23 protein-coding genes and 1 pseudogene are annotated in these 25,583 nt (G+C 63.7%); 6 read left to right on the forward strand and 18 right to left on the reverse strand.

The window, feature by feature from the left end; translation table 11 throughout:
* The 3 genes and pseudogenes from KF827_RS12125 to KF827_RS12135 form a co-directional block, all read right to left on the reverse strand.
* Positions 1-189, reverse strand: a pseudogene (locus tag KF827_RS12125) (23S rRNA methyltransferase); the annotation flags it as partial.
* A gap of 4 nt (positions 190-193) precedes the next feature.
* Positions 194-1,165 (reverse strand): Ppx/GppA phosphatase family protein, encoded by a 972-nt coding sequence (locus tag KF827_RS12130; protein WP_291005579.1) that lies wholly within the window; start codon positions 1,163-1,165, stop codon positions 194-196.
* Positions 1,166-1,323: 158 nt separating this feature from the next.
* Entirely contained in the window at positions 1,324-2,340 is a 1,017-nt protein-coding gene (locus KF827_RS12135; protein ID WP_291005582.1) for a LysM peptidoglycan-binding domain-containing protein, read from the reverse strand.
* 179 nt (positions 2,341-2,519) lie between these two features.
* On the opposite strand from KF827_RS12135, the gene KF827_RS12140 reads away from it, so the two are divergent.
* Positions 2,520-3,236 carry a cytochrome b/b6 domain-containing protein gene (locus KF827_RS12140; protein WP_291005585.1) on the forward strand — a complete coding sequence of 239 codons (717 nt, stop codon included), beginning with the start codon at positions 2,520-2,522 and terminating at the stop codon, positions 3,234-3,236.
* Here the strand turns inward: KF827_RS12140 and KF827_RS12145 are convergent.
* Positions 3,183-4,295: an AI-2E family transporter gene (locus KF827_RS12145; RefSeq protein WP_291005587.1), complete on the reverse strand. Its 1,113-nt coding sequence runs from the start codon at positions 4,293-4,295 to the stop codon at positions 3,183-3,185. The two genes, KF827_RS12140 and KF827_RS12145, sit on opposite strands and share 54 nt — an antisense overlap.
* Positions 4,292-5,395 (reverse strand): DUF2066 domain-containing protein, encoded by a 1,104-nt coding sequence (locus KF827_RS12150; protein WP_291005590.1) that lies wholly within the window; start codon positions 5,393-5,395, stop codon positions 4,292-4,294. Before KF827_RS12150 ends, KF827_RS12145 begins: the two co-directional genes overlap by 4 nt.
* Positions 5,396-5,532: 137 nt before the next feature.
* Here KF827_RS12150 and purM point away from each other — a divergent pair, with 137 nt between their 5' ends.
* Positions 5,533-6,600 (forward strand): phosphoribosylformylglycinamidine cyclo-ligase, encoded by a 1,068-nt coding sequence (gene purM, locus KF827_RS12155; protein WP_291005737.1) that lies wholly within the window; start codon positions 5,533-5,535, stop codon positions 6,598-6,600.
* A complete protein-coding gene (gene purN / locus KF827_RS12160; RefSeq protein WP_291005593.1) occupies positions 6,597-7,199 on the forward strand; it encodes a phosphoribosylglycinamide formyltransferase in 603 nt (200 codons plus the stop codon). Before purM ends, purN begins: the two co-directional genes overlap by 4 nt.
* Here purN and KF827_RS12165 read toward each other — a convergent pair.
* The 8 genes from KF827_RS12165 to KF827_RS12200 all read right to left on the reverse strand — a co-directional run bounded on the left by KF827_RS12165 (position 7,196) and on the right by KF827_RS12200 (position 15,676).
* Positions 7,196-8,032 carry a universal stress protein gene (locus tag KF827_RS12165; RefSeq protein ID WP_291005596.1) on the reverse strand — a complete coding sequence of 279 codons (837 nt, stop codon included), beginning with the start codon at positions 8,030-8,032 and terminating at the stop codon, positions 7,196-7,198. The genes purN and KF827_RS12165 overlap by 4 nt on opposite strands.
* A gap of 177 nt (positions 8,033-8,209) precedes the next feature.
* Positions 8,210-9,247 carry an ABC transporter ATP-binding protein gene (locus KF827_RS12170; RefSeq protein WP_291005599.1) on the reverse strand — a complete coding sequence of 346 codons (1,038 nt, stop codon included), beginning with the start codon at positions 9,245-9,247 and terminating at the stop codon, positions 8,210-8,212.
* The gene (locus KF827_RS12175) at positions 9,234-10,217 is read right to left on the reverse strand and encodes an ABC transporter ATP-binding protein (protein WP_291005601.1); all 984 of its coding nucleotides are present in this window, start codon (positions 10,215-10,217) and stop codon (positions 9,234-9,236) included. The genes KF827_RS12170 and KF827_RS12175 overlap by 14 nt, the downstream gene beginning before the upstream one ends.
* Positions 10,218-10,234: 17 nt before the next feature.
* On the reverse strand, positions 10,235-11,170 hold the full coding sequence (locus tag KF827_RS12180) for an ABC transporter permease (protein ID WP_291005604.1): 936 nt from the start codon (positions 11,168-11,170) through the stop codon (positions 10,235-10,237).
* Positions 11,167-12,153, reverse strand: coding sequence for an ABC transporter permease (locus KF827_RS12185; protein ID WP_291005606.1), 987 nt, complete (start codon positions 12,151-12,153; stop codon positions 11,167-11,169). Before KF827_RS12185 ends, KF827_RS12180 begins: the two co-directional genes overlap by 4 nt.
* Positions 12,154-12,211: 58 nt before the next feature.
* Positions 12,212-13,831, reverse strand: a complete 1,620-nt coding sequence (locus KF827_RS12190) for an ABC transporter substrate-binding protein (RefSeq protein WP_291005608.1) — start codon at positions 13,829-13,831, stop codon at positions 12,212-12,214.
* 246 nt (positions 13,832-14,077) lie between these two features.
* Positions 14,078-15,034, reverse strand: coding sequence for a succinylglutamate desuccinylase/aspartoacylase family protein (locus KF827_RS12195; protein ID WP_291005611.1), 957 nt, complete (start codon positions 15,032-15,034; stop codon positions 14,078-14,080).
* A gap of 3 nt (positions 15,035-15,037) precedes the next feature.
* Positions 15,038-15,676 (reverse strand): LysE family transporter, encoded by a 639-nt coding sequence (locus KF827_RS12200; RefSeq protein ID WP_291005613.1) that lies wholly within the window; start codon positions 15,674-15,676, stop codon positions 15,038-15,040.
* 186 nt (positions 15,677-15,862) lie between these two features.
* Here KF827_RS12200 and KF827_RS12205 point away from each other — a divergent pair, with 186 nt between their 5' ends.
* Positions 15,863-16,507, forward strand: coding sequence for a pyridoxamine 5'-phosphate oxidase family protein (locus tag KF827_RS12205; RefSeq protein WP_291005615.1), 645 nt, complete (start codon positions 15,863-15,865; stop codon positions 16,505-16,507).
* Here the strand turns inward: KF827_RS12205 and KF827_RS12210 are convergent.
* From KF827_RS12210 to KF827_RS12225, 4 genes are all read right to left on the reverse strand, one after another.
* Positions 16,504-17,997 carry a PLP-dependent aminotransferase family protein gene (locus KF827_RS12210; protein ID WP_291005618.1) on the reverse strand — a complete coding sequence of 498 codons (1,494 nt, stop codon included), beginning with the start codon at positions 17,995-17,997 and terminating at the stop codon, positions 16,504-16,506. The genes KF827_RS12205 and KF827_RS12210 overlap by 4 nt on opposite strands.
* A 64-nt stretch (positions 17,998-18,061) precedes the next feature.
* Positions 18,062-18,745: an NnrU family protein gene (locus tag KF827_RS12215; RefSeq protein ID WP_291005622.1), complete on the reverse strand. Its 684-nt coding sequence runs from the start codon at positions 18,743-18,745 to the stop codon at positions 18,062-18,064.
* Positions 18,742-20,559 (reverse strand): tetratricopeptide repeat protein, encoded by a 1,818-nt coding sequence (locus KF827_RS12220; protein WP_291005625.1) that lies wholly within the window; start codon positions 20,557-20,559, stop codon positions 18,742-18,744. The genes KF827_RS12215 and KF827_RS12220 overlap by 4 nt, the downstream gene beginning before the upstream one ends.
* Before the next feature lie 4 nt (positions 20,560-20,563).
* Positions 20,564-20,812 carry a hypothetical protein gene (locus tag KF827_RS12225; protein ID WP_291005739.1) on the reverse strand — a complete coding sequence of 83 codons (249 nt, stop codon included), beginning with the start codon at positions 20,810-20,812 and terminating at the stop codon, positions 20,564-20,566.
* Between the two features lie 142 nt (positions 20,813-20,954).
* On the opposite strand from KF827_RS12225, the gene KF827_RS12230 reads away from it, so the two are divergent.
* The gene (locus KF827_RS12230; RefSeq protein WP_291005628.1) at positions 20,955-22,643 is read left to right on the forward strand and encodes an iron ABC transporter permease; all 1,689 of its coding nucleotides are present in this window, start codon (positions 20,955-20,957) and stop codon (positions 22,641-22,643) included.
* A 19-nt stretch (positions 22,644-22,662) separates the two neighbouring features.
* Entirely contained in the window at positions 22,663-24,210 is a 1,548-nt protein-coding gene (locus tag KF827_RS12235; RefSeq protein ID WP_291005631.1) for a tetratricopeptide repeat protein, read from the forward strand.
* Here the strand turns inward: KF827_RS12235 and gor are convergent, their stop codons facing one another.
* Positions 24,211-25,566: a glutathione-disulfide reductase gene (gene gor / locus KF827_RS12240; protein ID WP_291005634.1), complete on the reverse strand. Its 1,356-nt coding sequence runs from the start codon at positions 25,564-25,566 to the stop codon at positions 24,211-24,213.
* Positions 25,567-25,583: the final 17 nt, after the last annotated feature.

The following is a 25,583-nucleotide window of genomic DNA, read 5'->3' on the forward strand; positions in this document are numbered from 1 at the left end:
GCGGCTGCGATAGCCGGCGCTCTTGGCCGCCAGCACATAAGGATCGTTGAGCTGCCGCTCCAGCCAGCGTGTAGACGAAACCGTGCGGCCGCGCGCCTTCTTCACCTTCACATGCGCGCGGTGGGCCGGAGCCTTATGGCTGGATGATTTGCTGCCGGGAGCGGAAGGCCCCTTGGGTTTGTCGGCCATGCGATCAGCTCCGACCACGCATCATTTCAAGCAAAACCCCTTCGCGCACGCCTCGATCGGCCACGCGCAGACGCGGCGCCGGCCAGAAGCGATGCAAGGCCTCCAGAATCGCGCAGCCAGCCACCACCAGATCGGCGCGCTCTTCGCCGATGCAGGGATGCTTGGCGCGATCCGGCACCGGCATGCCCGCCAACCGGCGCGACTGTTCTATCACGGCCGGAAATTCCAGCCAGCAGCCATCCACATGGCGGCGCTCGTAACGCGGCAGGCCAAGCAATACGCCGGCAAGCGTGGTAACGGTGCCGGAGGTGCCCAACACCTGCACCTTGCCGGCACGCATGGCCGCATTCAGGCCGTGCCGGGCCTCGAACGGCGCAAGATGCGCCGCCACTTCGTCGATCATCGCGCCATAGCTGCCGCTGTCGATATGGCCGGCCCCGTGGCGTTCGGTGAGATTGACCACGCCGAAAGGCAGCGAAATCCAGTCCAGCACTTCGGGCCGGCGGTCGCGGTGCAGCCTGGCCCACATCACCTCGGTGGAGCCGCCGCCGATATCGAACACCACCGCCTGCTCATGCTGCGGTTCCAACAGCGGCCCACAGCCAGACAGCGCCAGCCGCGCCTCTTCAGCCGTGGTGATGATATCGAAGCCGATGCCGGTGCTGGCCTTCACTTCATGCAGGAATTCCGGCCCGTTGGCGGCGCGGCGGCAGGCCTCGGTGGCCACGGCACGCGCCATGGTCACCCCGCGCCGGGCCATCTTCTCGGAACAGATTTTCAGTGCCACCAGGGTGCGCGCCATCGCGGCTTCCGACAAGGCGCCGGTATTGGTAAGGCCCTCGCCCAGACGCACGATGCGGGAAAAGGCTTCCACCACGCGGAAACTGTCGGTGCGCCCTGTATCCCGCAAGGGACGGGCAATCAGCAGCCGGCAGTTATTGGTGCCGAGATCCAGCGCGGCGTAAATCGACGGCATCCGCGCCCCGCCCTTTGCAGGGGCGCCGGCGCCAGACTGGCGCTGGGCTTTGCCAAAATCAGTTTCCACGTTGCAAGTCTACCCCAGGGAAGCCAGAAGGATAAGGCTTCCGCTCTCGGGCTGCGCCCTATTGTTGATGGCTGGTATTTCCGACCGGGCTATTGTTTTTCGGATTTTTGCGGAGGAACCGCGAAAATCTGGCCAGGGTAGATCATATCCGGATCGCGAATCTGGCCCTTGTTGGCCTGATAGATCTCGGTATAGCGCAACCCCTCGCCATAGGCGCGACGGGCGATGCGCCACAGACTATTGCCTGGTTGCACCACCACGCTGCCGCCGGAAATCTTGATTTCCTCTGGCGCGGCGCGGCTGAACGGCAATTCCAGGCGAGACGCAACCTTGCCGCCGCCGGTCTGTTCCACTTGATCCACCCGCATCGAGTAGATACCGGGTTCGACCTTTTCGGTGGGGCGCAACTGCCAACGGCCATTGGCATCGGCGGTGGCCACGCCGATCGGGGCGTTATTGAGATAGACCTGCACGGTAGCGCCGGGCTGGGCACGGCCAGACAGGATCAGGTTGCCGGCCTCGTCATATTCGATGGCGTCCAGCGACAAGCCCTTGCGCGCCGGATCGAGCGGCGCCGTATTCGGGCCCTGCAACAGGCGGCTGGCGCCTTCCAGGGGGGTGAGCACAGCGATGGCCTGCTCGCCGGAAGCATTGGGATCGCATTCCGGCACCACGGCAACCACGCTGGCGGCAGCCTTGATCGGATCCATGTTGGGCAACTGGGCTTCCAGTACGAATTCCTGATTGCCCTTGTCCAGCGGCAGATCGGGCACCAGAACCCATTCGCCACGCGAATCAGCCGTGACGCGGCCGATCTCGCGGCTGCCGGTTTTCACCACCACAACGGCGCCGGCATTGGCACGGCCGGCAAACACGGCGGTGCAGTTGCGGCTGATGCGCACCACATCGAAACTGGGCAACACTACTTCGGCGGGTTTTGGCGGCGGCGGCGGCGGCGGCGGCACCGGCAGCGGCGGCGCCGATCCCAGATTGGCCTGGGGCGATGCGCCACGCTGCTCAGCAGGATCGTGACGGAAGAAGATCACGGCAAGAATGCCGAGCACCGCGAATATGAGAAGCGTGAAGAAGAACCGACTGCCTCGCACCGCGCGCCCCTCACGAAGATTTTATTTAACAGCGACTTACGCCGCGCCTCACCATCCGCCACCGGTTGCCCGTGGCGTTATCCATAGATTAGGCCCTCGCCAGTCGGGTAGCAACACTTCTAAACTGAAAACTCCCCGACTCCTCCGGCAAGGTTTTGCCATACCCTTCGGACCGCCCCATGCAGCAGCCTGCCCCGACCGCCCCCGCCAATGCGAAAACCGCCAAAGTTTGGGATCTGCCCACCCGGCTGTTCCACTGGCTGCTGGTCATCCTAGTGGTTGCCATGGTGGGTACCGGCCTGACCGGCAAGCTGGAGCAGCATATGGTGATCGGCCAGGCCCTGCTGGCCCTGCTGCTGTTCCGGCTGATCTGGGGCTTCGTGGGCAACCGACAGGCCCGCTTCACCGATTTTCTGGCCGGACCGGGCGCCGCGCTGGCCTATCTCCGCGGCCTGATCGGCGGCGGAAACAAGCCGGGCCATGACGGCGGCTATGTGGGGCATAACCCGGTGGGCGGTTACGCGGTTTTTGCAATGCTGGGTCTGCTGCTGCTGCAGGCGGTGTCTGGCCTGTTCACCAGCGACGATTTTGTCTACGACGGCCCGCTCTACAGCCTGGTGCCCAGCAGCGTGGGCGCGCAGATGAGCAGCATCCACCGCATTACCATCGACGCCATCTATATCGTGGTGGGCGTCCACCTGCTGGCTACGTTGTTCTATCTGCTGGTGAAGCGGGAAAACCTGGTGAAACCGATGGTGACCGGCGACAAACAATTGCCGGCCGAGCAAGCCGCCGCAATTACCGCATCCGCCCAGGGCCCTGGCAATCTGGTGGCGGCGATCCTATTCGCCCTTTGCCTGGCCGTGGTGTTCGGCGGCATCGCCCTGCTGCGCTGATGCCTGCCCGGTAAAGAGCGCGCTTTCGCGGTAGCGCGCCAGCGTGAAACGGGTGAGCACGCCGATCACGGCGCAAACCGGCACCGCGATCAGCATGCCGACAAAGCCGAACAGCGCACCGCCAGCAAACAACCCGAACATCACCCAGACCGGATGCAGGCCCACCCGCTCGCCCACCAGCTTGGGCGTGAGGAAATTGCCCTCGATGAATTGGCCGATGCCGAACACCACGGCAGTGACCGCCACCCAGGTCCAGTCACCCCAGAATTGCACCAGGGCCACGATCATCGCGGTGACGAAGCCCACGATTGTGCCCACATAGGGAATGAACGAGATCAGCCCGGCGCCCAGGCCGATGACCAGGCCGAAATCCAAGCCGATCAGCGACAGGCCGATGGCATAAAAGCTGCCCAGCGCAACGCAGACCAGGGTTTGGCCGCGCACGAAGCCGGCCAGCACCTGATCGATGGCGCGGGCCTGCTGGCGGATCACCTCGGCATGGTCACGCGGCAGATTCTGGTCGATCAGGTCGATCATGCGATCCCAGTCGCGCAGCAGATAGAACGCCACCACCGGCGTCACCACCAGCAGCGACACAACGCCCAGCACCGCCTGGCCGCCGCCCAGCAATTGGCTCAGCACCTGGCCGAACACCTTCATGGCATCGGCGGCATAGGTGCCCAACGCGGCCTTCACGTCGATGCGCAGGGGAATATCGTAATGCGCGGCCAGTTCCTGGATGATCGGCAATATGCGTTCGCGGAAGGAATCGATATAGCCCGGCAGGCGCGCGATGAAATTCGCCAACTGGCCGCTCAGCAGCGGCAACAGCAGCAGCAGAACCAGCAGGGTCAGCAGAAACAGCGTTGCCGTGATCACCGTGGTGGCGAGCGTGCGGCTCATCCCCGTGCGCTCCAGCCGATCGGCCAGCGGATCGAGGAAATACGCCAGCGCCATCGCCGCCACGAAAGGCAGCAGCACGCCGCTCAATGCCGACAGCAGCAACAGGAATAGTACGGTGAGTGCCGCCCATATGGCGATTTGCTGGCGGCGGCTCATGGCTTGCGCAGCCCCAGCTCCCAGAAGCCGTCGCGCTGGCGCATATCCAGCCCACGCTGCGCCATGGCGGGAATCAATTGTTCGGCTGCGCCGAAGAAATCGATCTGCAATTGGGCATCGCGGTGGCTCATGCGCAGCACATCGAAGCGCCGGATCGGCGCCACGGCAGCCAATTGTTCGCGCAGCTTCACCCATTCGGCCAGATTGGCGAAGGATGCCGCCGCCGAGAGGCTGGAGGGATGATCGAAATCCAGCCGCGTGATGCCCTTCCAATGATTGTCGAACCGCAGCACCAGGCCATCCACGGCGCCATTCAACGTGCTTTCCACATCGCGGCCGACGGCAATGAAGGGCTCCAGCTTTTCCAGCGCCGCGGTATTGGCATCCCAGGCCGGGCCGCTTTGCGAAGGATAGATCTCGATCCGCACATTGCCATCGTCCTGGCTCACCAGGGTGGCTGCGATCAACAACGCCTCGCCGGCATTCTGCGCTTCAATGAAGCTGCGCAGCCTGCCGGTCTCGCCCAGCAGGCGATCCAACGGCGGCAGCGGATTGGCGGCGCTGTCTTCCGGCAGCAGCAAAGGCACCAGGGCCTGGATATCGGCCCGGCGCTTCCAGGATTCGCGCCAGGGATTCTCGCCGCTCCAGAGAACAGCGCCCTGCCCGCTGGCGGAACTACCTTGCCAGACCGGAATCAGCAGCACCGGCTTGGCCCGCACCTCGGAATAGGTCAGCTTCTCGGCCTGCAGCAGATTGCGGATCGCCTCGGGCCGGAAGCGCACGGTGATGCGGCCCAGATAGCGGGTGGCCGAGGTGCGTTCCTCGTCGATCTCGAAGCCGGCGACAGCCTCGTTCAGCAGGGCCTCGGTGGGCTGCGGCAGGCGGCCGTGATCGGCGTATATCGTCAGCCGGCGCAGCAATTGGGTGAAGGCGCGGCGCTGGCCTTCCTGCAGGGCGACCGGGCGGGCATTGGCCGCGCTGTCGGCCGAGGCATCCACCGGCACGCCAGCCACGGTGAAGACCGGAAGCTGGCGGATTTCCGGGCGCGCTGCCGGCTGCTGGGCATAAGCCACGGGCATAACGGCAGAAACACCGATCATGGCTCCGAAAAGAACCCCGGTCAGAAGGCAGGCCGCCCGCTTGGCGGCGGACCGGAGAAGGCTGGATCGAAGCATTGCAAACAAAGCCGGAATGAGTAAGGTGGCGCCGTCAAATCTAGCCGACAAGCGAGGCTACCATCAACACGTCGCCGCTTTATAAAGCTGCCGGGGTCGATATCGACGCCGGCGAAGCCCTGGTCGATGCCATCAAACCGCTGGCTGCCAGCACACGCAGGCGTGGCGCCGATGCCTCGCTGGGTGGTTTTGGCGCCTTGTTCGATCCCAAAGCCGCCGGCTTCAAGGATCCGATCCTGGTTTCCTCCACCGATGGTGTGGGCACCAAGCTGAAAATCGCCATCGAAACCGGCCGGCATGACGGCGTGGGCATCGATCTGGTGGCCATGGTGGTGAACGACATCCTGGTGCAGGGCGCCGAGCCGCTGTTCTTTCTCGACTATTTTGCCACCGGCAAGCTGGACGTGGAAATCGCCAAGCGCGTGGTGGCCGGTATTGCGGAAGGCTGCCGCCAGGCCGGTTGCGCGCTGATCGGCGGCGAAACCGCCGAGATGCCCGGCATGTATGCCGCGCAGGATTACGATCTGGCCGGCTTTGCCGTGGGTGCGGCCGAACGCGGCACATTGCTGCCGCGCGACGTGAAGCCGGGCGATGTGCTGATCGGCCTGTCGTCTTCCGGCGTGCATTCCAACGGCTTTTCGCTGGTGCGCAAGGTGATCCGCGACAATGGGCTGGAATTCGAGAGCCCGGCGCCGTTTTCCAATGACCGTACCCTGGCCGAAATCCTGATGGCCCCCACCCGCATCTACGTGAAGAGCTGCATGCCCGATGTGCGCTCGGGTGCCATCAAGGCGATGGCGCATATCACCGGCGGCGGCCTGACCGAGAATGTGCCGCGCGTGCTGCCCGATGGCACCCGCGCGGTGATCGATGCCCGGAGCTGGCCGCTGCCGCCGGTTTTCACCTGGCTGCGCCAGGCCGGCAATATCAGCGACAAGGAAATGGCCCGGGCGTTCAATTGCGGCATCGGCCTGGTAATCGCCGCCGCGGCGGAAGATGCCGATGCATTGCTCGGCCGCTTGAAGGCGGTGGGTGAATCCGCCTATCGCATCGGCCATATCGAGGCCCTGCCCGACCCGAAGGCCGAGCCGGTGGCCGAGACGCTGAACACCGCACAAGCCTGGAAATGAAAAAGCCGGTTGCGATCCTGATCTCTGGTCGGGGTAGCAATATGCGGGCGCTGATCGAGGCGGCCCAGGCACCCGATTATCCCGCCCGCATTGCCTGCGTGATTGCAAACCGCGCCGATGCCGCCGGCCTGGACGAAGCCCGCGCGCTTGGCGTGCCCACGCATGCGATTGCCAGCAAGGGCCTCAACCGCGAGGCGTTTGAAACGCAATTGAGCGCGGCCCTGCAGGCATCGGGAGCCGAGATCATCTGCCTGGCCGGCTTCATGCGATTGTTCACGCCGGATTTCACCCGCGCCTGGTATGGCCGCATGCTCAACATCCATCCGTCCCTGCTGCCGGCCTTCAAAGGCCTGGACGTGCATCGGCGCGTGGTGGAAAGCGGCGTGCGTTTCACCGGCTGCACCGTGCATTTCGTCTCGCCGGAAATGGATGAAGGGCCGATCATCCTGCAAGCTGCCATACCGGTGCCGCAGCATGCCTCGCCCGAACAGGTTGCCGATGCCGTGCTGGCGGAAGAGCACAAGCTATACCCGCAAGCCCTGCGTCTGCTGGCGGAAGGCCGACTGGTTATCGACGGGCCGCGCGTGACGATAAGCTAATTGCTTAGCAGCACCGGTAGCGTCATGCCGGAGAGAATGCTTTCCGTAACGCCGCCGAAAACCAGTTCGCGCAGCCGAGAGGCGCCGAAGGCCCCCATCACCAATAGATCGCATTGCCGGCTGGTTGCCTCGGCCAGCAAAGCCGCCCCGACCTTGAGGCCAGTATCCTCGGCGGCAACGGCTTCCACGCGGATACCATGGCGACGCAGCAGGTCGGCGCCATCTTCCAGCGAGGTGCGGCCCTTCTTCTCCGGGCCGATGCGTAGCAGCACCACGCTTTCGGCGCCCTTGAGCAGCGGCATCGCATCATGAGTGGCGCGCGCCACCTCGCGTTTGCCATTCCAGGCCACCAGCACGCGACGGCCAAGATCGGTGAATATACCCTGATGCGGCACCGCCAACACGGGGCGCCCGGCCTGCAAGGCAAGCTCCTGCGGCAACACATCGGTGCCATAGGGAATGGCGCCCGGATCGTTGGGCGACGGATCGGGTTGGCCCACGATCACCAGATCGCTGGCACGCGCCTGGATGCGCAAGGCCTCCACCGGCACCAGATCGCTCTGTCGCCAGCGATGCGGCAGGTTGGCCGCCGTGCAGGCTGCGATGAAGGCCTCATGGTTTGCCCCGGAAGCAACCTGGGCATCGTCCATCTGTTTCTGAATCAATTCGGTGGGGATGTATTCGCCCATATAATAAGGCACGTTGGGCGGCGGCACAGTGTAGAAACCGGTCAGCTGCGCGGCGAAGCGCTTAGCCAGAGCGATGGCAAGCTGGGTGCGCGCGGTGTTGCGCGGATCCAACGTGAGATGCACGGTGATATCACGATAACTCATCGCCTGCCTCCTGTGTTGTTCAGTCCTGGCAGTGGGTCTTACTTGGTAGCGGGTCAGATGCGTTGATGCTTAGCGGTTTCCCATCAATCCCCCGGGAAAGCCGCTTGCATTTTTGTGCCTACGAATTTAGGCGCCTTGGCCTCAGGCTACAAGTGAACAAAATTCGGCAATATGAAATTATGCCGCCGCCTGTATTTTCCATGGCGGAAGGCGGCCTTCCTCTACAGCGTGGCAAGCAACTGCGCCGCCTTCCACTGCGCGCACAGCGGGAATTTCGCTCTTGCATCGTTCGTTCGCAAACGGACAGCGCGGATGGAAGCTGCAACCCGAAGGCGGATTGAGCGGGCTGGGCACTTCGCCGGCCACCGGCGTGCGCTGGCGTCCGGTCATGTCGAGGTCTGGGATCGCATCCAGCAGCATCCGGGTATAGGGGTGCAGCGGGCGCTGGAACAGAATCTTCTTGTCTGCCCATTCCACCAGACGACCGAGATACATCACGCCCACCTTGTCGGAGACATGATACACCACCGCCAGATTGTGGCTGATGAACAGATAGGTGAGGCCGAGGCGGCGCTGCAGATCCTTCATGAGATTCAGAATCTGCGCCTGCACGGAAACGTCCAGCGCCGATGTGGGCTCGTCGCAGACCAGGAATTCCGGCTCGCCGGCAAGCGCACGCGCGATAGACACGCGCTGGCGCTGGCCGCCGGAAAATTCATGGGGATATTTGCGCGCATCCAGCGGCGACAGACCGACCTGGCTGAGCAATTCGCCCACGCGCTGGGCAATCTGCTTTTCATCCTTCAGCAATTTGCGGAAGCGGATCGGCTCGGCGATGATATCACCCACCCGCCAACGCGGATTGAGCGACGCATAGGGATCCTGGAAGATCATCTGCATCCGCGCCTGCAAATCCGGATGCCTGGCGCGCTCCGCCGACGGGCCGATATCGGTGCCCTCGAAACGGATCGAACCGGCCGTGGGGCCATAAAGGCCGACGATCAAGCGCGCCACGGTGGACTTGCCGCAGCCGCTCTCGCCCACCAGGCTGAAAGTCTCGCCACGCTTGATCTCGAACGACACGCCATCCACCGCGCGCACGATGCTGCGATCCTTGCCTTCCAGCACACGGTTCAGCCAGGGCGCGGATACATCGAAATAACGGCGCAGGCCTTCCACCTGCAGGATCGGCTGGTCGGCGTCAGACTTCTGCATGTTCGGCTCCCTGCATTACGCGCCAGCAGGCGGCCAGGCCGTTGCCGGCCGGCATTGGATCGGGTCGCTCCACCAGGCAGCGATCGAACACCACGGGGCAACGCGGATTGAAGGCACAGCCCTTCGGGATCGCATTCAGGCGCGGCATGGAACCGTCGATCTGGGTGAGACGTTCCACATCCATGCCCATGGAGGGGATCGCCCCCATCAGGCCCACGGTATAAGGATGTTTCGGCCGTTTGATCACATCCTGCACCGGGCCGATTTCGGCGATACGGCCGGCATACATCACCGCCACGCGGTCGGCGGTTTCGGCGATTACGCCCATATCATGGGTCACCAGCATCACTGCCGTGCCCTTCTCGTGGCAGAGCCGCTTCAGCAGCGAGATGATTTGCGCCTGGATCGACACATCCAGCGCCGTGGTCGGCTCGTCGGCGATGATCAGCTTGGGTTCGGCGGCCAGGGCCAGCGCAATCACCACGCGCTGACGCATGCCGCCGGAAAACTGGTGCGGATAATGATTCACGCGCTCGCCCGGCGAGGGAATGCCCACATCCTCCAGAAGCTGCACCGCACGCGCCTTGGCGTCGGCCAGGCTTAGCGGCAGATGGGTGAGGATGGTTTCCACCAACTGGTCGCCCACCTTGTAGAGCGGATTGAGGCTGGTGAGCGGATCCTGGAAGATCGCACCGATCTGGCGGCCGCGAATGGCGCGCATGGCGGCATAGGGCAGATTGTCGATACGGCGGCCTTCCAGCAGGATTTCGCCGCCGGCAATGCGGCCCGGCGGTTCCAGCAGGCCGATGATGGCAGCTCCGGTCATCGACTTGCCGGCACCGGATTCGCCCACCACGCCCAGCACCTCGCCGGCATCGATATGCAAAGACACGTCGTCCACCGCGACAAGCGTGCCGCGCCGGGTGGGGAATTCGACGCGCAGATGGTTCACTTCAAGAAGTTGGCTCATGGCAGGCTCATGGGGCATTACCTGAGTTTCGGGTTCAGCGCATCGCGCAGCCAATCGCCCAGCAGATTCACTGCCAGAACCAGAATGGCCAGGGCGGCGCCCGGAAAGATCGTGATCCACCATTCACCGGAGAACAGGAATTGCTGTCCGGTATTGATCATGGTGCCCAGCGATGGTTCGGTGGGCGGCAGGCCGACGCCGAGAAAACTGAGCGTGGCCTCGGTGATGATGGCAAGCGCCAGGTTGATGGTAGCGATCACCATCACCGGCCCCATCACATTGGGCAGCACATGGCGCAACACGATCAGCGCGGCCGGCATGCCGATCACGCGGGCGGCCTGAACATATTCCTTGTTCTTCTCAACCAGCACCGAACCGCGCACGGTGCGGGCATATTGCACCCAGTAACTCAGCCCGATGGCGATGATCAGCACCAGTTCCTGCGCCTCGGCATGGCCCTGCGCACCCAGCAGCGCACGGCTGACGCCATCCACCAGCAAGGCGATCAGGATGGCCGGAAAAGTAAGCTGCACATCGGCCACGCGCATGATGATGCTGTCGATGGCGCCGCCAACATAGCCGGCCAGCAGGCCGAGCCCGATGCCCAGCACCATGGCGAAAGCCACCGCCAGGAAGCCGACGATCAGCGAGGTGCGCGAGCCATACATGATGGTGGAGAGCACGTCGCGTCCCTGGTCGTCGGTGCCGAGCAGGTATTTCGTCGTGCCGCCCTCCTCCCAGAATGGCGGCAGGAAGGCATCCGACAATTGCAGCGTGGCCAGATCGAAAGGATTATGCGGCGCGATGAAACTGGCCCCGAAAGCGCAGATGAAAAACAGCGCCGTGACAATTGCCGAGGCCACCACCAGCCATGAACGTGTGAAGCTGAAGAAGATGTCGCTGTCGGCGGCGCGGCGCCAGAATTCGATGGTGCGGGCCAGCGGCAGCATCATTTCGCCACCCCGCCGCCGCTCTGACCGCGCAAGCGCGGATCCACTACGAAGTACAGAATATCCACGATCAGGTTGATCATCACGAACAGGAAGCCGATCAGCACCAGATAGCTGGACATCACCGGGATATCCACATTCTGCACCGATTGCAGGAACAGCAGCCCCAGGCCGGGCCAGGAAAATACCGTCTCGGTGATGATGGCAAAGGCGATGATCGAGCCCACCTGCAGGCCGGTGATGGTGATCACCGGCACCATGGTGTTTTTCAACGCATGGCCGAAATGCACGGCGCGGTTATGCAAACCGCGGGCGCGGGCGAATTTGATGTAATCGGTGCGTAAGACCTCCAGCATCTCGGATCGCACCAGGCGCATGATCAGCGTCATCTGGAACAGCCCAAGCGTGAAGGCCGGCATCAAAATCGCCTTCCAGCCGCTGAGCGTGAGGAAGCCGGTGGACCAGAAGCCGATCTGCACCACATCGCCGCGCCCGAAGGATGGCAGCCAGCCCAGCACCACGGCGAAGATCACGATCAGCAGAATGCCGATCAGGAAGGTGGGCAGTGAAATGCCCACCAGCGATACGGCCAGCAACATGCGGCTGACCCATAATTTCGGATAGAGCCCGGTAAACACCCCCATCGGTATGCCCAGCAGCAAAGCCATCAGCGCGGCCATGAAGCTGAGTTCCAGGGTGGCAGGCAGGCGGTCGGCGATCATTTTGCCCACCTTTTCGGTGGTGCGGTAGCTGAGGCCGAAATTGCCCTGCGCTGCATCGGTGACGTATTTCACGAAACGCTGCGGCGTGGGCAGGTCCAGGCCCAGGGCTTTGCGCAAATCCTCGCGCTGTTCGGCAGAGGCATCCTGCCCGGCGATCAGCACAATGGGATCGCCGACGAAGTTGAACATCGAGAAGGCGATAAAGGCGACAGCAAGCATGACCATAACGGCCTGCAGCAATCGTCTCACAATGAAAGCAAACATCGGGGCGGCATATCCACCGGACCGGCCCCGCGAGGAGCCGGTCCGGCAGTTTTTGTTTTTACTTAATCGTCACGTAGCGCAGCGGGAAGTTATTATCCGCCAGCTGCACCAGATTCACGCCTTCCTTGGCCGCCCAGACAACGAATTGCTGGTGCAGCGGGATATAGGCATAGTCTTCGACATACAGCTTGGTGGCTTCGGAGATCATGGCATTGCGCTTGGCCACATCGGTCTCGCGCTCCATGGCATCGGCCAGTTCATCCACCTTCTTGTTGGAATAGCCACCGGCGTTGAACAGGCCCTTCTTGGTGGTGTTGGACGGCGTCTGGATCAGTGCCTCAAACACGTTGTGGGTGTCGTAGGTGGCTGCCGGAGACCAGCCCAGCATGTAGAAATCGGTATTGGGCGACTTCTCCACATCCGACGAGGTGCGGAGGATCTTGGCGAAATACTTGCCGCGGGTCTGCGCCAGCAGCTTCACCTTGATACCCACGCGGGCCAACATGGCCACGGCGGCCTGACAGATCGCTTCGTCGTTCACGTAACGATCGTTCGGGCAATCCATACCGGTTTCGAAGCCATTGGGATAACCGGCTTCCGCCAGCAGCTTCTTGGACAGTTCAGGATCGTAGCTCGGACGCTTGTCGAGATCGGCGCTGTAGCCGTTGATGCCCTGGCCCACCATCAGAGCGGTGGGGCGAGCCTGGCCGCGCATGACGGTGCGCTTGATCGCCTCGATATCGATGGCGCGATACATCGCCTCGCGCACCTTCTTGTCCTTGTAGGGGTTCTTGCCCTTGATGTTGGATTCCGGCAGTTCATCGACCTGCTGGTTGAACCCCAGGAACACGATGCGGGTTTCCGGGCCCTCGATGATGCGGCGGCCGGCGGTGCGCTTGACACGATCCACGTCCTGCGGCGGCACGGTGTAGACCATGTCGATTTCGCCCGACAGCAGGGCCGCAACGCGGGTAGCATCGTTGGCGATGCGCTGGAAGATCACCTCGGTGAGGTTATGCTCCGGCTTGTCCCACCAGCCCGGATTGGGCTTCAGCACGGTGCGCACATCGGGTTCGCGCACCGCTACGGTGAACGGGCCGGTGCCCATTGCATTGCGGGTGGCGAAGTTCTCTTCGTTCTTCGTCATGTCGGCGGTGTTGGTGGCGTTATTCTTTTCCGCCCAGGCCTTCGACATGATGTAGATCTGCGCCATCTTGCTGGCGAACAGCGGATCCGGATACTTGGTCTCGACCTCGACCACGAAGTCGGACACCTTTTTCACTGCCTGCATCGACACGAAATAGGACGCCATATTGGAGCCCTTGCCGGCGGCGCGGGTGTAGGAGAACACCACGTCATCGGCCGTGAACGGCGTGCCATCGGAGAATTTCACGCCCTGGCGCAGGGTGTAGCGCCACAGATTCGGCGACGGGTTCTCCACCTTGGTGGCCAGGGCCGGCTCGAGCTGCAGATTCTTGTCGCGCCGCATCAGCGGTTCGTAGATGTTTGCCACGAAGCTGAGCAGGAAGGTTTCATTGCGAGCGTAAGGATCGAGCGAGTTGACATCGCCGTCATTGGCCCATTTGAAGGTCTTGGCGGCTGCCGGCTGTGCGCCCATCAACGAAATGGCGGCAACGGCGGCGAGCAACGTGCCCTTGAAGAATGCGCGTGCTTTCATGGTCCCCTTATCCTTTTCCCTGTTTGGTTGACATGCCAGCAGGCACCGGTCCGGATTGCGGCCGATCCGGCATTTGCCGGCATGCTTACCCCCACCCGCCGGCTCTGCGCCAGACAGGTTCTGCCAGGATCATAGGCAGAAGCGCACCGGGCCGTCTAGATGGTTGTTAGGCAAATGATTTTGCCGAAAAGGCAAATGCCGCAGGGTAAACGCCTCGTGAGCGGGGGTGATTGCCGGAAACGGCGCTCAAACCGGCTTCGCCAGCAGCACCATGTCGCGGCCCACGGTAACGCGGCCGGATGGCATCACGATGGTGCAGCGGGGGAATGGCGCACGGATTTCCTCGTCGCCATCGGTGGCGATCAAATCGCCCTGCTGCAATTCCTCGAAGCCCTGCCAGGGCCGGGCGAAACGGAATTGCTCGCTCTTGCTCACCACCGATTGTTCGATCTCATAGCGCATCGGCTCGCCCGCCAAGGCCGGATGCGCCGCCGACAACGCGGGGGGCACCATGCCGAAAAAATCCAGAAAGCGGATCGCAACGCCGATCGCCACATCGCCGGCCGATTTTGCGAAATGCTGCCCGCATTCCACCACAATGCCCAGCGGCACCGCATCGGGATCGGCATAGGCACCATACTGGATCAGCGGCCGGCCGGCATGCTTCACGCCGCGCAGCAACACATGATGCAGCGGCGAATGCATATGGGCAGAGAGCGGCAGGTATTTCGCCATCGGCTGATAGATCAGCATCGGCGGCATCGGCGAAGAGGTGGAATGCAGATCCAGCAGGGCATCCACCTCGGTGAAGATCGGCCGCAGCGCGCGGGCACGATCCAGATCCGGGCCCGGCGTGGGCCCATCCAGCAGCGCATCGTCCCACAGGCGGTTGAAATCGCGCTCCACATAACGGGAATCATAGGGCTTGGCGGCATCGAACAGATGATACGCATCCACATTCGACAAACTCAGCGTCAGCTTGCCGCGCACGGGACGCAGGCCGCTATCCAGCAGATGGGTCACCGCCGTCATGCCGCAGAATTCGTTGCCATGGGTAAGGCCGTTCACCAGCACATGCGGCCCCGGCTGCCCGGAATCCAGCGTATGCACGTAATCCACGCCGCGATTGCCCTTGCGATAGGCCGAGATATCGCGCGGCAGAACCTCGATGGGCGGCAACGTGGCTGGGGCTTGTTCCGACATATCCTACCGGCTCCATATCCATAAAACGCTACCGATACCGTATAGGCCGAAACACAGCAGCAAAAGCCCCGAGCCACGATTGATCCGCAGCATGCCGCCGCCGCGCAGCCTATCGCGGAACCGCGCAGCCAGCCCCGCCAGCGACAGCCACCACAGCGACGATCCCAGAAAAACCCCAAAAACCAGCGGCCATGCGAGGGTTTTGTCCACGCCGATGGCGCCGATGCCGAGAAAAGCGAAAATGCCCAGAAACGCCACGATGGTGATCGGATTGGTGGCGGTCAGAATCATCGTGGTGAAGAAGATATTGGCCAGGCCTTCATGTTCAGGCAAAGCGGCTGCGCGGCTACCATCCACCGCCTTCAGCATGCGCCAGGCCATGAACAGTAAAAACACGCCGCCCACCAGCCTGAAGGCCAGTTCATGCTGCTGCAGCCAGTTGGCGATCAGGCTGAGGCCGAAAGCGGCGATACAGCCATAGGCGGCATCGGCCAGAGCCGCGCCAAGCCCCCCCACCAGACCGCTCAGGCTGCCGCGTTCCAGCGTGCGCTGCACGCACAGCACGCCCACCGGCCCCACCGGCGCGGCGATCACAAACCCGGCCACCGCCCCTTTGCCCAGCATCACCAGCAAATCCAACACGCACATTACCTCATGCACGACACCAGGCTCGCAATAAGCCTGGCGGAAAATAGCCCCGCTTTGCGGCATAAAGCGAGCGGCAGGCCGACCGTGAATTCCGGCACCATCAGTTGCACAAAATCCGGCCCTTATACCAGAGCCGGAAAGCCGGTAGCAGGAAAGCGTATTCTTTCAGGAGCCTTCCAGATGTCCGACAAGCCCGCCTCCCCCCGCGTCAAACTGCGCCGCCTGCCCGATCGTGGCCGCTATGATGCCGCCAGCCTGCATGCGGTGCTGGATGCCGGCCTGGTCTGCCATGTCGGTTTCGTGATGGGCGATACGCCGATGGTGATCCCGACCGCCTATTGGCGCGAGGGCGAGCATCTTTACATTCATGGCTCGTCCAAAAGCGGCATGGCCATGGCGCTGGCCAAGGGCGCGCCGGCCTGCGTGACCGTGACCATGCTGGATGCTCTGGTTCTGGCGCGGTCGGCCTTCCATCATTCGGTGAATTACCGCTCGGCGGTGATCCTGGGTCGCTTCTTCGAGGTGACCGACCCGGATGCCAAACTGCGCGGCCTTGAAGCCTTCATGGAACGCATCGCCAAAGGCCGCTGGGCGGAAATACGCGGCCCCAACAAGCAGGAACTCAAGGCCACCAAGCTGCTCGGCCTGGAACTCGGCGAAGCCTCGGTGAAAATCCGCAGCGGCCCGCCCAAGGATGACGACGAGGATATGGCCCTGCGCTGCTGGGCCGGCATTGTGCCGGTGCGCGAGGTGTATGAAACACCGATCCCCGATCCACTGCTGGCCAAAGGCATCGCCCTGCCCGGCTATCTGAAGATTTCCTAGCGCAAAGCAGCCGCCAGCCTGCCGGCGGCGGCGCTAAGCTCCTCGGGCGGCCAGGCCGCATAGCTGAGCAACAGGCCGCTCATCTTGCGCTGGATGCAATAGCACGAGAGCGGCGATGGGGCCAGGCCGGCGGCCTGGCAGGCAGCGGCGGCCAGGCTGTCGTCGCGGCCATCCTTGAAGTGCGCCACCAGATGCAGCCCGGCTTCGGCCGGCTGCACGCTCAGTATATCGCCACAGCTTTCCTGCAAGGCGGCCAGCAGGGCTTGCTGGCGCTGACGATAAAGCTTGCGCATGCGGCGGGCATGCTGGGCCAGATGGCCCTCACTGATGAAATCGGCCAACACCGCCTGCGGTAAAGCCGAGTTATGTCCATCGGCTATCGCCTTCACCCGCCGGAAGCCATCCAGCAAAGCCGGCGGCAGCACCAGATAGCCAAGCCGCAAACCGGGAAACAGCACTTTCGAGAAGGTGCCCACATGGATCACCCGGCCATTATCGCCGCCGGCCTCTGCCGTAGCCTGCTCCAGGCCTTGCAGCGCCGGCAAGGGCGGGCCGGCATAGCGGTATTCGCAATCGTAATCGTCTTCCAGGATCAGGAAATCCTCGGCGCGCGCCTGGGCCAGCAAGGCCAGCCGGCGCGGCAACGGCAGGGTGCCGCCCAACGGAAATTGGTGCGAAGGTGTCACCGCCACCAGCTTGGCGCCCTTGGCCAGTTTCGGCAGCAAGACCGGGTCCAGCCCCTGGGCATCCACCGGCACCGGGGCCAGCCTGGCGCCCACCGCCAGCATGGCCTGGCGGATGCCGACATAGCCTGGGTCTTCCAGCGCAGCCAGATCGCCGGGATCCAGCAGCACCCGGCCAACCAGGTCCAGTGCCTGCTGAGCGCCCGAAACCACCAATATCTGTTCCGGCCCGCAGCGCAGCCCTCTCGCCTCGCGCAAGTAATCGGCCAGTGCCTGGCGCAATTCCAACAGCCCCTGGGGATCGCCATGAGCCAGCAGGCCGCGTTCGGAACGACGCAACCTTCGATTTGTAATTCGGCGCCAAGCCTCCAGGGGAAATTCATCCAGCGCCGGCAGCCCGATGGCAAATATCCGGCCAGCCGGAGCCTCGGCCTCGCGGTTGCTGCCAGCCCCGATCAGACGCTGGCCGCGCCGGGAAAAACTGCTGGCGCGGTCCCGCCGGCCATGGTCCACGCTGCGCCCCAGGCTTTCCGGCATGTCTTCGGCCACGAACAGGCCCGAGGCCGGGCGGGCTGCCAGGTAGCCCTCCGCCACCAGCCGGTCATAGGCTCCGGTCACCGTGTTGCGGGAAAGGCCAAGATCTTCTGCCAGGGCCCGGCTGGACGGCAGACGCTCGGCCGGACGCAGCCTGCCATCCAGCACACCGGCCCGGATGGCGCGGTAAAGCTGCTCCTGCAGGGATGGCTGATCCTCCCCGCGCAGGGGCCGGAACCAGCCGATGAAATGCCCGGCGGCTCGACGCGCCATATAACCCTCTATTTCAGTTCATATAAATCATATAATTTATTGATTTAATTTGTTTATATTAAATTTAATAAATCGGCATGACAGGTACGCCGAAAAATATCGCATGACCCCACATAAATAATGCATAAAGCGCTGCTGCCATTAGGATATTCATCCAACCGATATCCTCGAAGCTAAGTTTTTGCCGCCCTTCAATCACCGCAACCATCGGCACGATCGAGGTTTTATCCGCAAACCTTTGCCAAACCACACCAAATTTTGCTGCACGCTTGCGGTCGATAGAGCCCATCCCGTTCAGCGCGGTGAACAGCACGGCGCCGGCCAGCAGCCAGGTGGCGGCATCGCCATTGGCAATCATGTGAGAGATCGCCCAGAGGCTGAAGGCCCATAGCATCGGATGTCTGGTTACCTTGGTGAAACCCACCACAGGCAGCTCGCCCTTCATGATCATGTCGGGGCCGGCCAGGGTGGGATTGGTGGGGCGCAACGAAGCCACCAGGAACAGCAAGGCCACCGGCATCACCAGCAGGGGCACCAGGGCGACCGCCTCGGTGGTCGGCCAGAATTCCACATAAGGCGCTTGCGGATAAGCCCAGATCATCGCCCCCAAACTGAGCGCGCTGGCCAGCGAAAACAGCCCGCGATAGGCCGCCTCGCCCAGCCTGGCCACCAGCGCAGGCCGCAACGGGCCTGCAACCACAACATGCAAGGCAACCCAAAGGATGGCAGCGATGGTCAGGGTGATCATTCGTCTTCTCCTTGCGCGGCCAGCGCCTGGGCGAACAAGGCTTCCGCCGCCGCCTGGGCCTGCAAACGCTGGTCCTGCCCCAGCCTGGCTTCCACTGCCCGGCGATTGGCGCCGGCCTCGGCCAGTCCCAGTCGCTCGGCCACCGCCCAATGCGCCCAGGCCAGCGCCGGATCGGCCGTTACATTCTCGCCCCGGAACAGGAAATTACCCATCACCAGCAAAGCCTCGCGCTGGCCCCGCAGGGTGGCCTGGCGCAGCAGGCGCATGGCTTCGGCGGTGTTCTGGGGCACGCCCTCGCCGTTGAAACTATAGCGCGCCAGCAGGAACAGCGCATCGCCATTGCCAAGCCCGGCTGCCCGGCGATACCAATCCAGCGCCGCCTTGGGATCGGCGGCTATGCCCAGCCCGGCTTCCAGATTGGCCGCGTATTTGAAGGCGCCGCGCCCGCTGCCCTGCTCGGCCGCCAGTTTGAACAATGCCAGCGCCCGCTCGGGATCTTTCGGCGTACCGGCATAGCCGGCCTCGTACCACAGCCCCAGCCGGAAGGTGGTGCGCGCCACGCCATCGGCCGAAAGCTTGGCCAACATGCCCCGCGCACGGTCCGGATCGGCCGGCCGGCCGCGCCCTGTAGCCAGGTAGGTGGCGAAATTGTTGATCGCGGATGGGTAATCCTGCGCGGCGGCCTTCTCCCACCAATCCATGCCGCGCACCGGATCGGCCGGCACCCCAAGCCCATTGAACAAGATGGAGGCGAGCCGGTTCTGCCCTTGGGCATCGCCAGCCTCCGCCGCCTTGGTCAGCCAGGCCAGGCTGCCTTCCGGATCGCGCGGGCCGCCCTGGCCGTTGCGCAGCATCAGGGCGAATTCGGTCATCGCCTGGGGAATGCCGCCCTGGGCAGCCAGACCGAACATCCGGCGCTGCTCCACAGGATCGCCCGGCAGTTTGCCCTCTTTATACAGCAGCCCGAGATTATACGGCGCATCCGGCTGTTCCTGGGCCATGGCGCGGCGATACCATTGCGCTGCCGCCTGGCCATCCTCGGGCACGCCAAGCCCGTTGGCATAAAAGCGGCCGAGTTCGTTCTCGGCTTCGGCATAGCCCATATCGGCGGCACGGCGGGTCAGCGCAAAGCCTTTGGCCGGATCCACCTCGATCCCCTCGCCGCCGATCACATGCATATGGCCAAGATAGGTCAGCGCCATGGGGTGGTCGGTCGCCGCTGCCTCGCGCAGCAAGGCCAGACCGCGCGCAGAATCCGCCGCCAGCAGCCTGCCTTCGTAAAGCCACACGCCAAGGCGATAGCGCGCATTCACGGCGCCCAACGCAATCGCCCGTTCCAGCAGGGCCACAGCATCCGGCAGCGCCGCCGCGCCATCGCGCTGCAATTTCAATTCGGCCAGATTGGCCAGCGCGGTGGGCTCGCCCTTTTCGCCGGCCCGCAGCAGGGCCTTTTCCGCCCCCGCGATATCCACCGGCCCGCCCTGGCCCAACAGCAGAAGGAACCCCAGCCCGCCCAGGCCAAGCGCATGATCCTGTGCCGCCGCGCGGCCGAACCATTGCCTGGCCTGCACCAGATCGCGCGGGCCGCTCAGGCCGAGTTGAAAATCCAGCCCCAGGCGGTATTGCGCCTCGGCCTCGCCGGCCTGAGCGCGCGGCAACAGGGCCTGGCGGTTTTGTGGCTGAGCGGCAGGCGGCATGGTTTGCGGCGCGCTGAACGGCACATCGCGCAACGACGGGGCCGCCATGGCCGGGCTATGCAGAGCAATCGCAGATACAGCCGCCAGCGAAGCCGACAGCAGGGAGGCGGAACGCATCAAATCAGTTGCCTTTGGACTCCAGATAGGCGCGGCCGGCCGGCGTAAGCTTGCAGACCACCCAATCCGGTTTGATCGGGTTTTCAAACCAGGGCTCGGCCCAGCCGGCCCGGATGCATGATTTCACAGTTTGCAGGCTGATCTGCTGGCCGTCGAGATCGAAAAGCGGCAACTTGCCGCCCGGCTGGCTCAGGCCGCGCCGCAGATAGGCCAGTTGGGCTTCCGTCATCGGGTCCACCTCCGACTGGGTCATCACCGGCTGAGACTGACGGATCACCGCCGCATCCCAGATACGCACCACCTCGCCCATCGCACTCTCCTCAATCCCCAAATGTAACATGGGGTTAGCCCCCATGGATTTGCCACTCTGGCGCAAATCCTTTAAGGAAAAGCGAATGACCGGTATCACCCTCGCCAATTCCAGCCAGCCCCAGCCCCGCCATGGCCGCAATCCGCGCTGGGTGGGCTTTGCCATGCTGGTGGCTCTGGTGGTGGCGGCCCCGATCATCGCCGTGCTGATCAACCTGGGCCGACCGACCAGCGGCGTATTCAGCCATCTGGCCAGCACGGTATTGCCGGAAATGCTGCTGAATACCGCCCTGCTGGTGCTGGGCGTGGGCCTGGGCAGCCTGGTGATGGGCGTGGGCTGTGCCTGGGCCGTAACCATGCTGGATTTCCCTTTCCGGCGGCATCTGGCCTGGCTGCTTTTCCTGCCGCTCGCGATCCCAAGCTATGTCGCCGCTTTCGTTTATGGCGACCTGATGCAGTTTTCCGGCCCCATACAGACCGGCCTGCGCCAGATTTTCGGCTGGAGCCGGGGCGATTACTGGTTCCCCGACATGCTGTCGCTGGGCGGCGCCATCCTGCTGCTCAGCCTGGCTTTCTATCCTTATGTTTTCATGCTGGCCCGCGCCGCCTTCCAGGAACAGTCGGTCTGTGTGCTGGAAGTCGGCCGCACCCTGGGGCTGGGGCCTTGGGCGCGGTTTCGCCGCATCGCCCTGCCGCTGGCCCGACCGATGATCGCCGGCGGGCTGGCCTTGGTGATGATGGAAACCCTGTCGGAATTCGGCGCGGTCAGCTATTTCGGCGTGCCCACTTTCACCACGGCGATCTACCGCACCTGGTTCGGCATGGGCGATCCGGTGGCGGCGGCGCAACTGGCCTCGATGCTGATGGTGTTCGTGCTGGCAGCGGTGATGCTGGAACGCGCAGCCCGCCAGGCCAAGCGGTTTCACCATTCCTCTGCCCGCACCCGGCCATTGCAACCCGCGCGACTGCCGGTCGGCCGTGGGCTGTTGGTGCTGGGCCTGTGCAGCCTGCCGCTGCTGCTCGGCTTCTGCCTGCCTGGCGGCTGGCTGCTGCATCTGGCGATAGCCGAAGGCGACGGCCTGGGCATGCAGCGGCTGGCCGGCTTCACGCTCAACAGCTTCATCCTGTCTGGCCTGGCGGTGCTGGTGTTGGTGCCGCTGGCGCTGGCGCTGGCTTACGCGCAAAGGCTGGCGCCGGGCCGAATGATGGGCTGGAGCCTGCAATTCGCCACCATCGGCTATGCCGTGCCCGGATCGGTGATTGCCATCGGCGTGCTGCTGCCGCTGGCTACCATCGACCATGGCATCAACGACTGGCTGCAAAGCTGGTTCGGCTGGGCGCCCGGCCTGCTGCTCACCGGTGGGCTGGTGGCCCTGCTCTATGCCTATGCCGTGCGTTTCCTGGCGGTTGCCTTCAATGGCGTGGATGGCGGATTGCACCGCATCCGTCCCAGCCTGGACCACGCCGCCCGGCTGCTGGGCGAAAAGCCGCTGGGCGTGGTGCGCCGGGTGCATGTGCCGCTATTGCGTAGCAGCCTGCTGGCGGCGGCCATGCTGCTGTTTGTGGATGTGCTGAAGGAATTGCCGGCCACGCTGATCGTGCGGCCGTTCGATTTCGATACATTGGCGGTGCGCGTGTATCAGTTGGCATCGGACGAACGGCTGGGCGAGGCTTCCACCGGCGCATTGATCATCGTGCTTGTCGGCTTGCTTCCGGTGCTCTGGCTGAATAGGGTCACGGCGCGCTCGCGGGCGGGCGACGAGTCGGACCGATAAATCTCGAAAGGCCGCGATCATGGGCAAGGGTATCAGCGATTTTCTGCTGCAACAGGGCGGCGGCGCGCCGGAGACGATCTCCATCGCCTTCGATCTGCTTGGCCGTGGCGAGCTGGATGCGGCCGCCGGCATGTTTCAGCGCCTGCTGCTGCAAACCCCGCGCAATGCCGAGGCCGCCTACGGGCTGGGCCAGGTGGCGAGCCGGCGCGGCGATGTGAAAGCCGCGGCCAAGCTGTTTGCCCAGGCCGTGCAAAATGCTCCGCAATTCGTGGAGGCCTATCTGCTGCTGGGCAATGCCTTCCAGCAGCTGGGCCGCATTCCACAGGCGCAGCAGGCCTATCGCAGCGGCCTGGCGGTGGCACCCGATCATCCCAACCTGCATTACAATCTGGGCGTGGCCCAGCGCCTGGGCGGCGATTTCGACGGCGCCATCGCCAGCTATCACACGGCAATCCGCCTGAAACCGGATTATGCCCGCGCCTATTTTTCGCTGGGCAATGCCCACCGCGACCAGGGCCGCATGGAAGACGCGGAATCCGCCTATCTTTCCGCCGTGCGCCTGCAGCCGGATTTCGCCGATGCGCAAACCAATCTGGGCGGATTGTATGCCGCGCGCGAGGAACATGCCCGCGCCCTGCCCTGCTACGAGGCCGCGCTGCGCACCCAGCCCAATCACCTGATCGCGCAGAAAAACCTTTCGCTCACGCTCTACAAGCTGGGGCGTTTCCGCGAAGGCGCCGAAGCCACGCGCCTGGCCCTGCTGCTGTCGCCCAACGAAATGATGATCCATTACCAGATGGGCGAAATGCTCTATGGCCTGGTGCGCGAAGGCGACCGCGAAACCGCCAAGCGCTATGCCGAAGGCTGGCAGCAGGCCTATCCCGACAATCCGGTGGCCAAGCATATGTCGGCCGCCGCCCTGGGCGAGAAGCCGCCGGAACGCGCCGACGATGCCTATGTGAAGGAAACCTTCGACCGCTTCGCGGTGGATTTCGAGAAGGTGCTGGGCGGCCTGAATTACCGCGCACCGCAATTGCTGGACGATGCGCTGAAGCCCTTCCTCGGCGAGCGGCGCAATCTGGTGATCCTCGATGCCGGCTGCGGCACCGGGCTATGCGCGCCGCTGCTGAAACCCCGCGCCCGCAAGCTGGTGGGTGTGGATTTGAGCCCCGGCATGCTGGCCAAGGCCTATGACCGCAAGCTCTACGACCAATTGGCCGAGGTCGAACTCGGCGCCTTCCTGGCCAAGACCTCGGATCGCTACGACGTGACCGTGGCCGCCGACGTGTTCTGCTATTTCGGCGAACTCGAAACCATCCTGAAGGCCACCGCCGACAAGATGGCCGCCGACGGCCTGCTGGCCTTTACGGTGGAGCGCATCGTCGGCGAAGCGCCGGCCGAAGGCTTCCGCCTCGATCCCACCGGTCGCTACGCCCATGCCGAAGGCTATCTGCGCCAGGCAATGGAAAAGTCCGGGCTGGTGCCGAAGCTGTTCGAGGAATCCGCCGCCCGCGTGGAAATGGAAAAGCCGGTGCCCTGCTTCCTGGTGGTGGCCGCGAAAGGGTGATTACTTCACCTTCTCGCGCAGCGTGACGAATTCTTCCGCCGCTGTGGGGTGAATGCCCACGGTGGCATCGAAATCCGCCTTGGTGGCCTTGGCCTTGATGGCGATGGCGATGCCCTGGATGATCTCGCCGGCCTCGGGCCCCACCATATGGGCGCCCACGACGCGGTCGGTGCCGGCATCCACCACCAGCTTCATCAGAATCTTCTCATCGCGGCCGCTCAGCGTATGGCGCATCGGCTTGAAGCTGGTGCGATAGATATCCACGCTGGCGAATTGCTTGCGGGCATCGGTCTCGCTCAGGCCCACGCTGCCCACATTGGGCTGGCTGAACACGGCCGATGGCACATCGGCATGATCGGCCTGGCGCGGCTTCTTGCCATAGACCGTATCGGCGAAGGCATGGCCCTCACGGATCGCCACCGGTGTGAGATTGATGCGATTAGTGACATCGCCCACCGCATAGATGTTCGGCACGCTGGAGCGCGACCAGGCATCCACCTTCACCGCACCGGCCTTATCCAGTGCAACGCCCGCCTGCTCCAGCCCGATGCCTGCCGTGTTGGGCTTGCGACCGGTGGCGGCCATCACCGCATCCACTTCAAGCATGCTGCCATCGGTGAGATGCAGCAGCAACGCGCCATTGGCTGCCTTTTCCAGTTTCACGGCATCGGTGTTGAGCTTGAGGTCGATGCCGGATTTGGCGATCTCGGCCCCCAGATGGTTGCGGATATCCTCATCGAAACCGCGCAGCACCTGTTCGCCGCGATAAAGCTGCGTCACCTTGGAGCCAAGCCCGTTGAAGATGCCGGCGAATTCGCAGGCGATATAGCCGCCGCCGATCACCACGATGCGCCGGGGCTGCGTGGGCAGATGAAAGGCCTCATTGGAAGTGATCATCAGCTCGGCGCCCGGTATATCGGGCTTCACCGGCGTGCCGCCGGTAGCAATCAGGATGGTTTCAGCCGAAACGCGCTGGCCCGCCACCTCGATGGTATGGGCATCCAGCAGCTTGGCGCGGCCATCGAAGGTCTTGGCGCCGGCATTCTCGAACAGTCGGCGATAGATGCCTTCCAGCCGACCGATTTCCTTGTCCTTGTTGGCGATCAGCTTGGCCCAGTCGAAACTGGTTTCACCGACAGACCAGCCGAAACCGGCCGCATCCTCGAAAGCATGGGCATATTCGCTGGCATAGACCAGCAGCTTTTTCGGCACGCAGCCACGGATCACACAGGTGCCGCCATAGCGGTATTCCTCGGCCACCGCCACGCGGGCGCCATACCCCGCCGAGATGCGGCCGGCGCGCACACCGCCCGAGCCGCCGCCGATCACAAACAGGTCGAAATCATATTGGCTCATGGTATCGCTCTATCCCA

The organism is Ferrovibrio sp. (genome assembly GCF_019636075.1).
Lineage (GTDB): Bacteria > Pseudomonadota > Alphaproteobacteria > Ferrovibrionales > Ferrovibrionaceae > Ferrovibrio.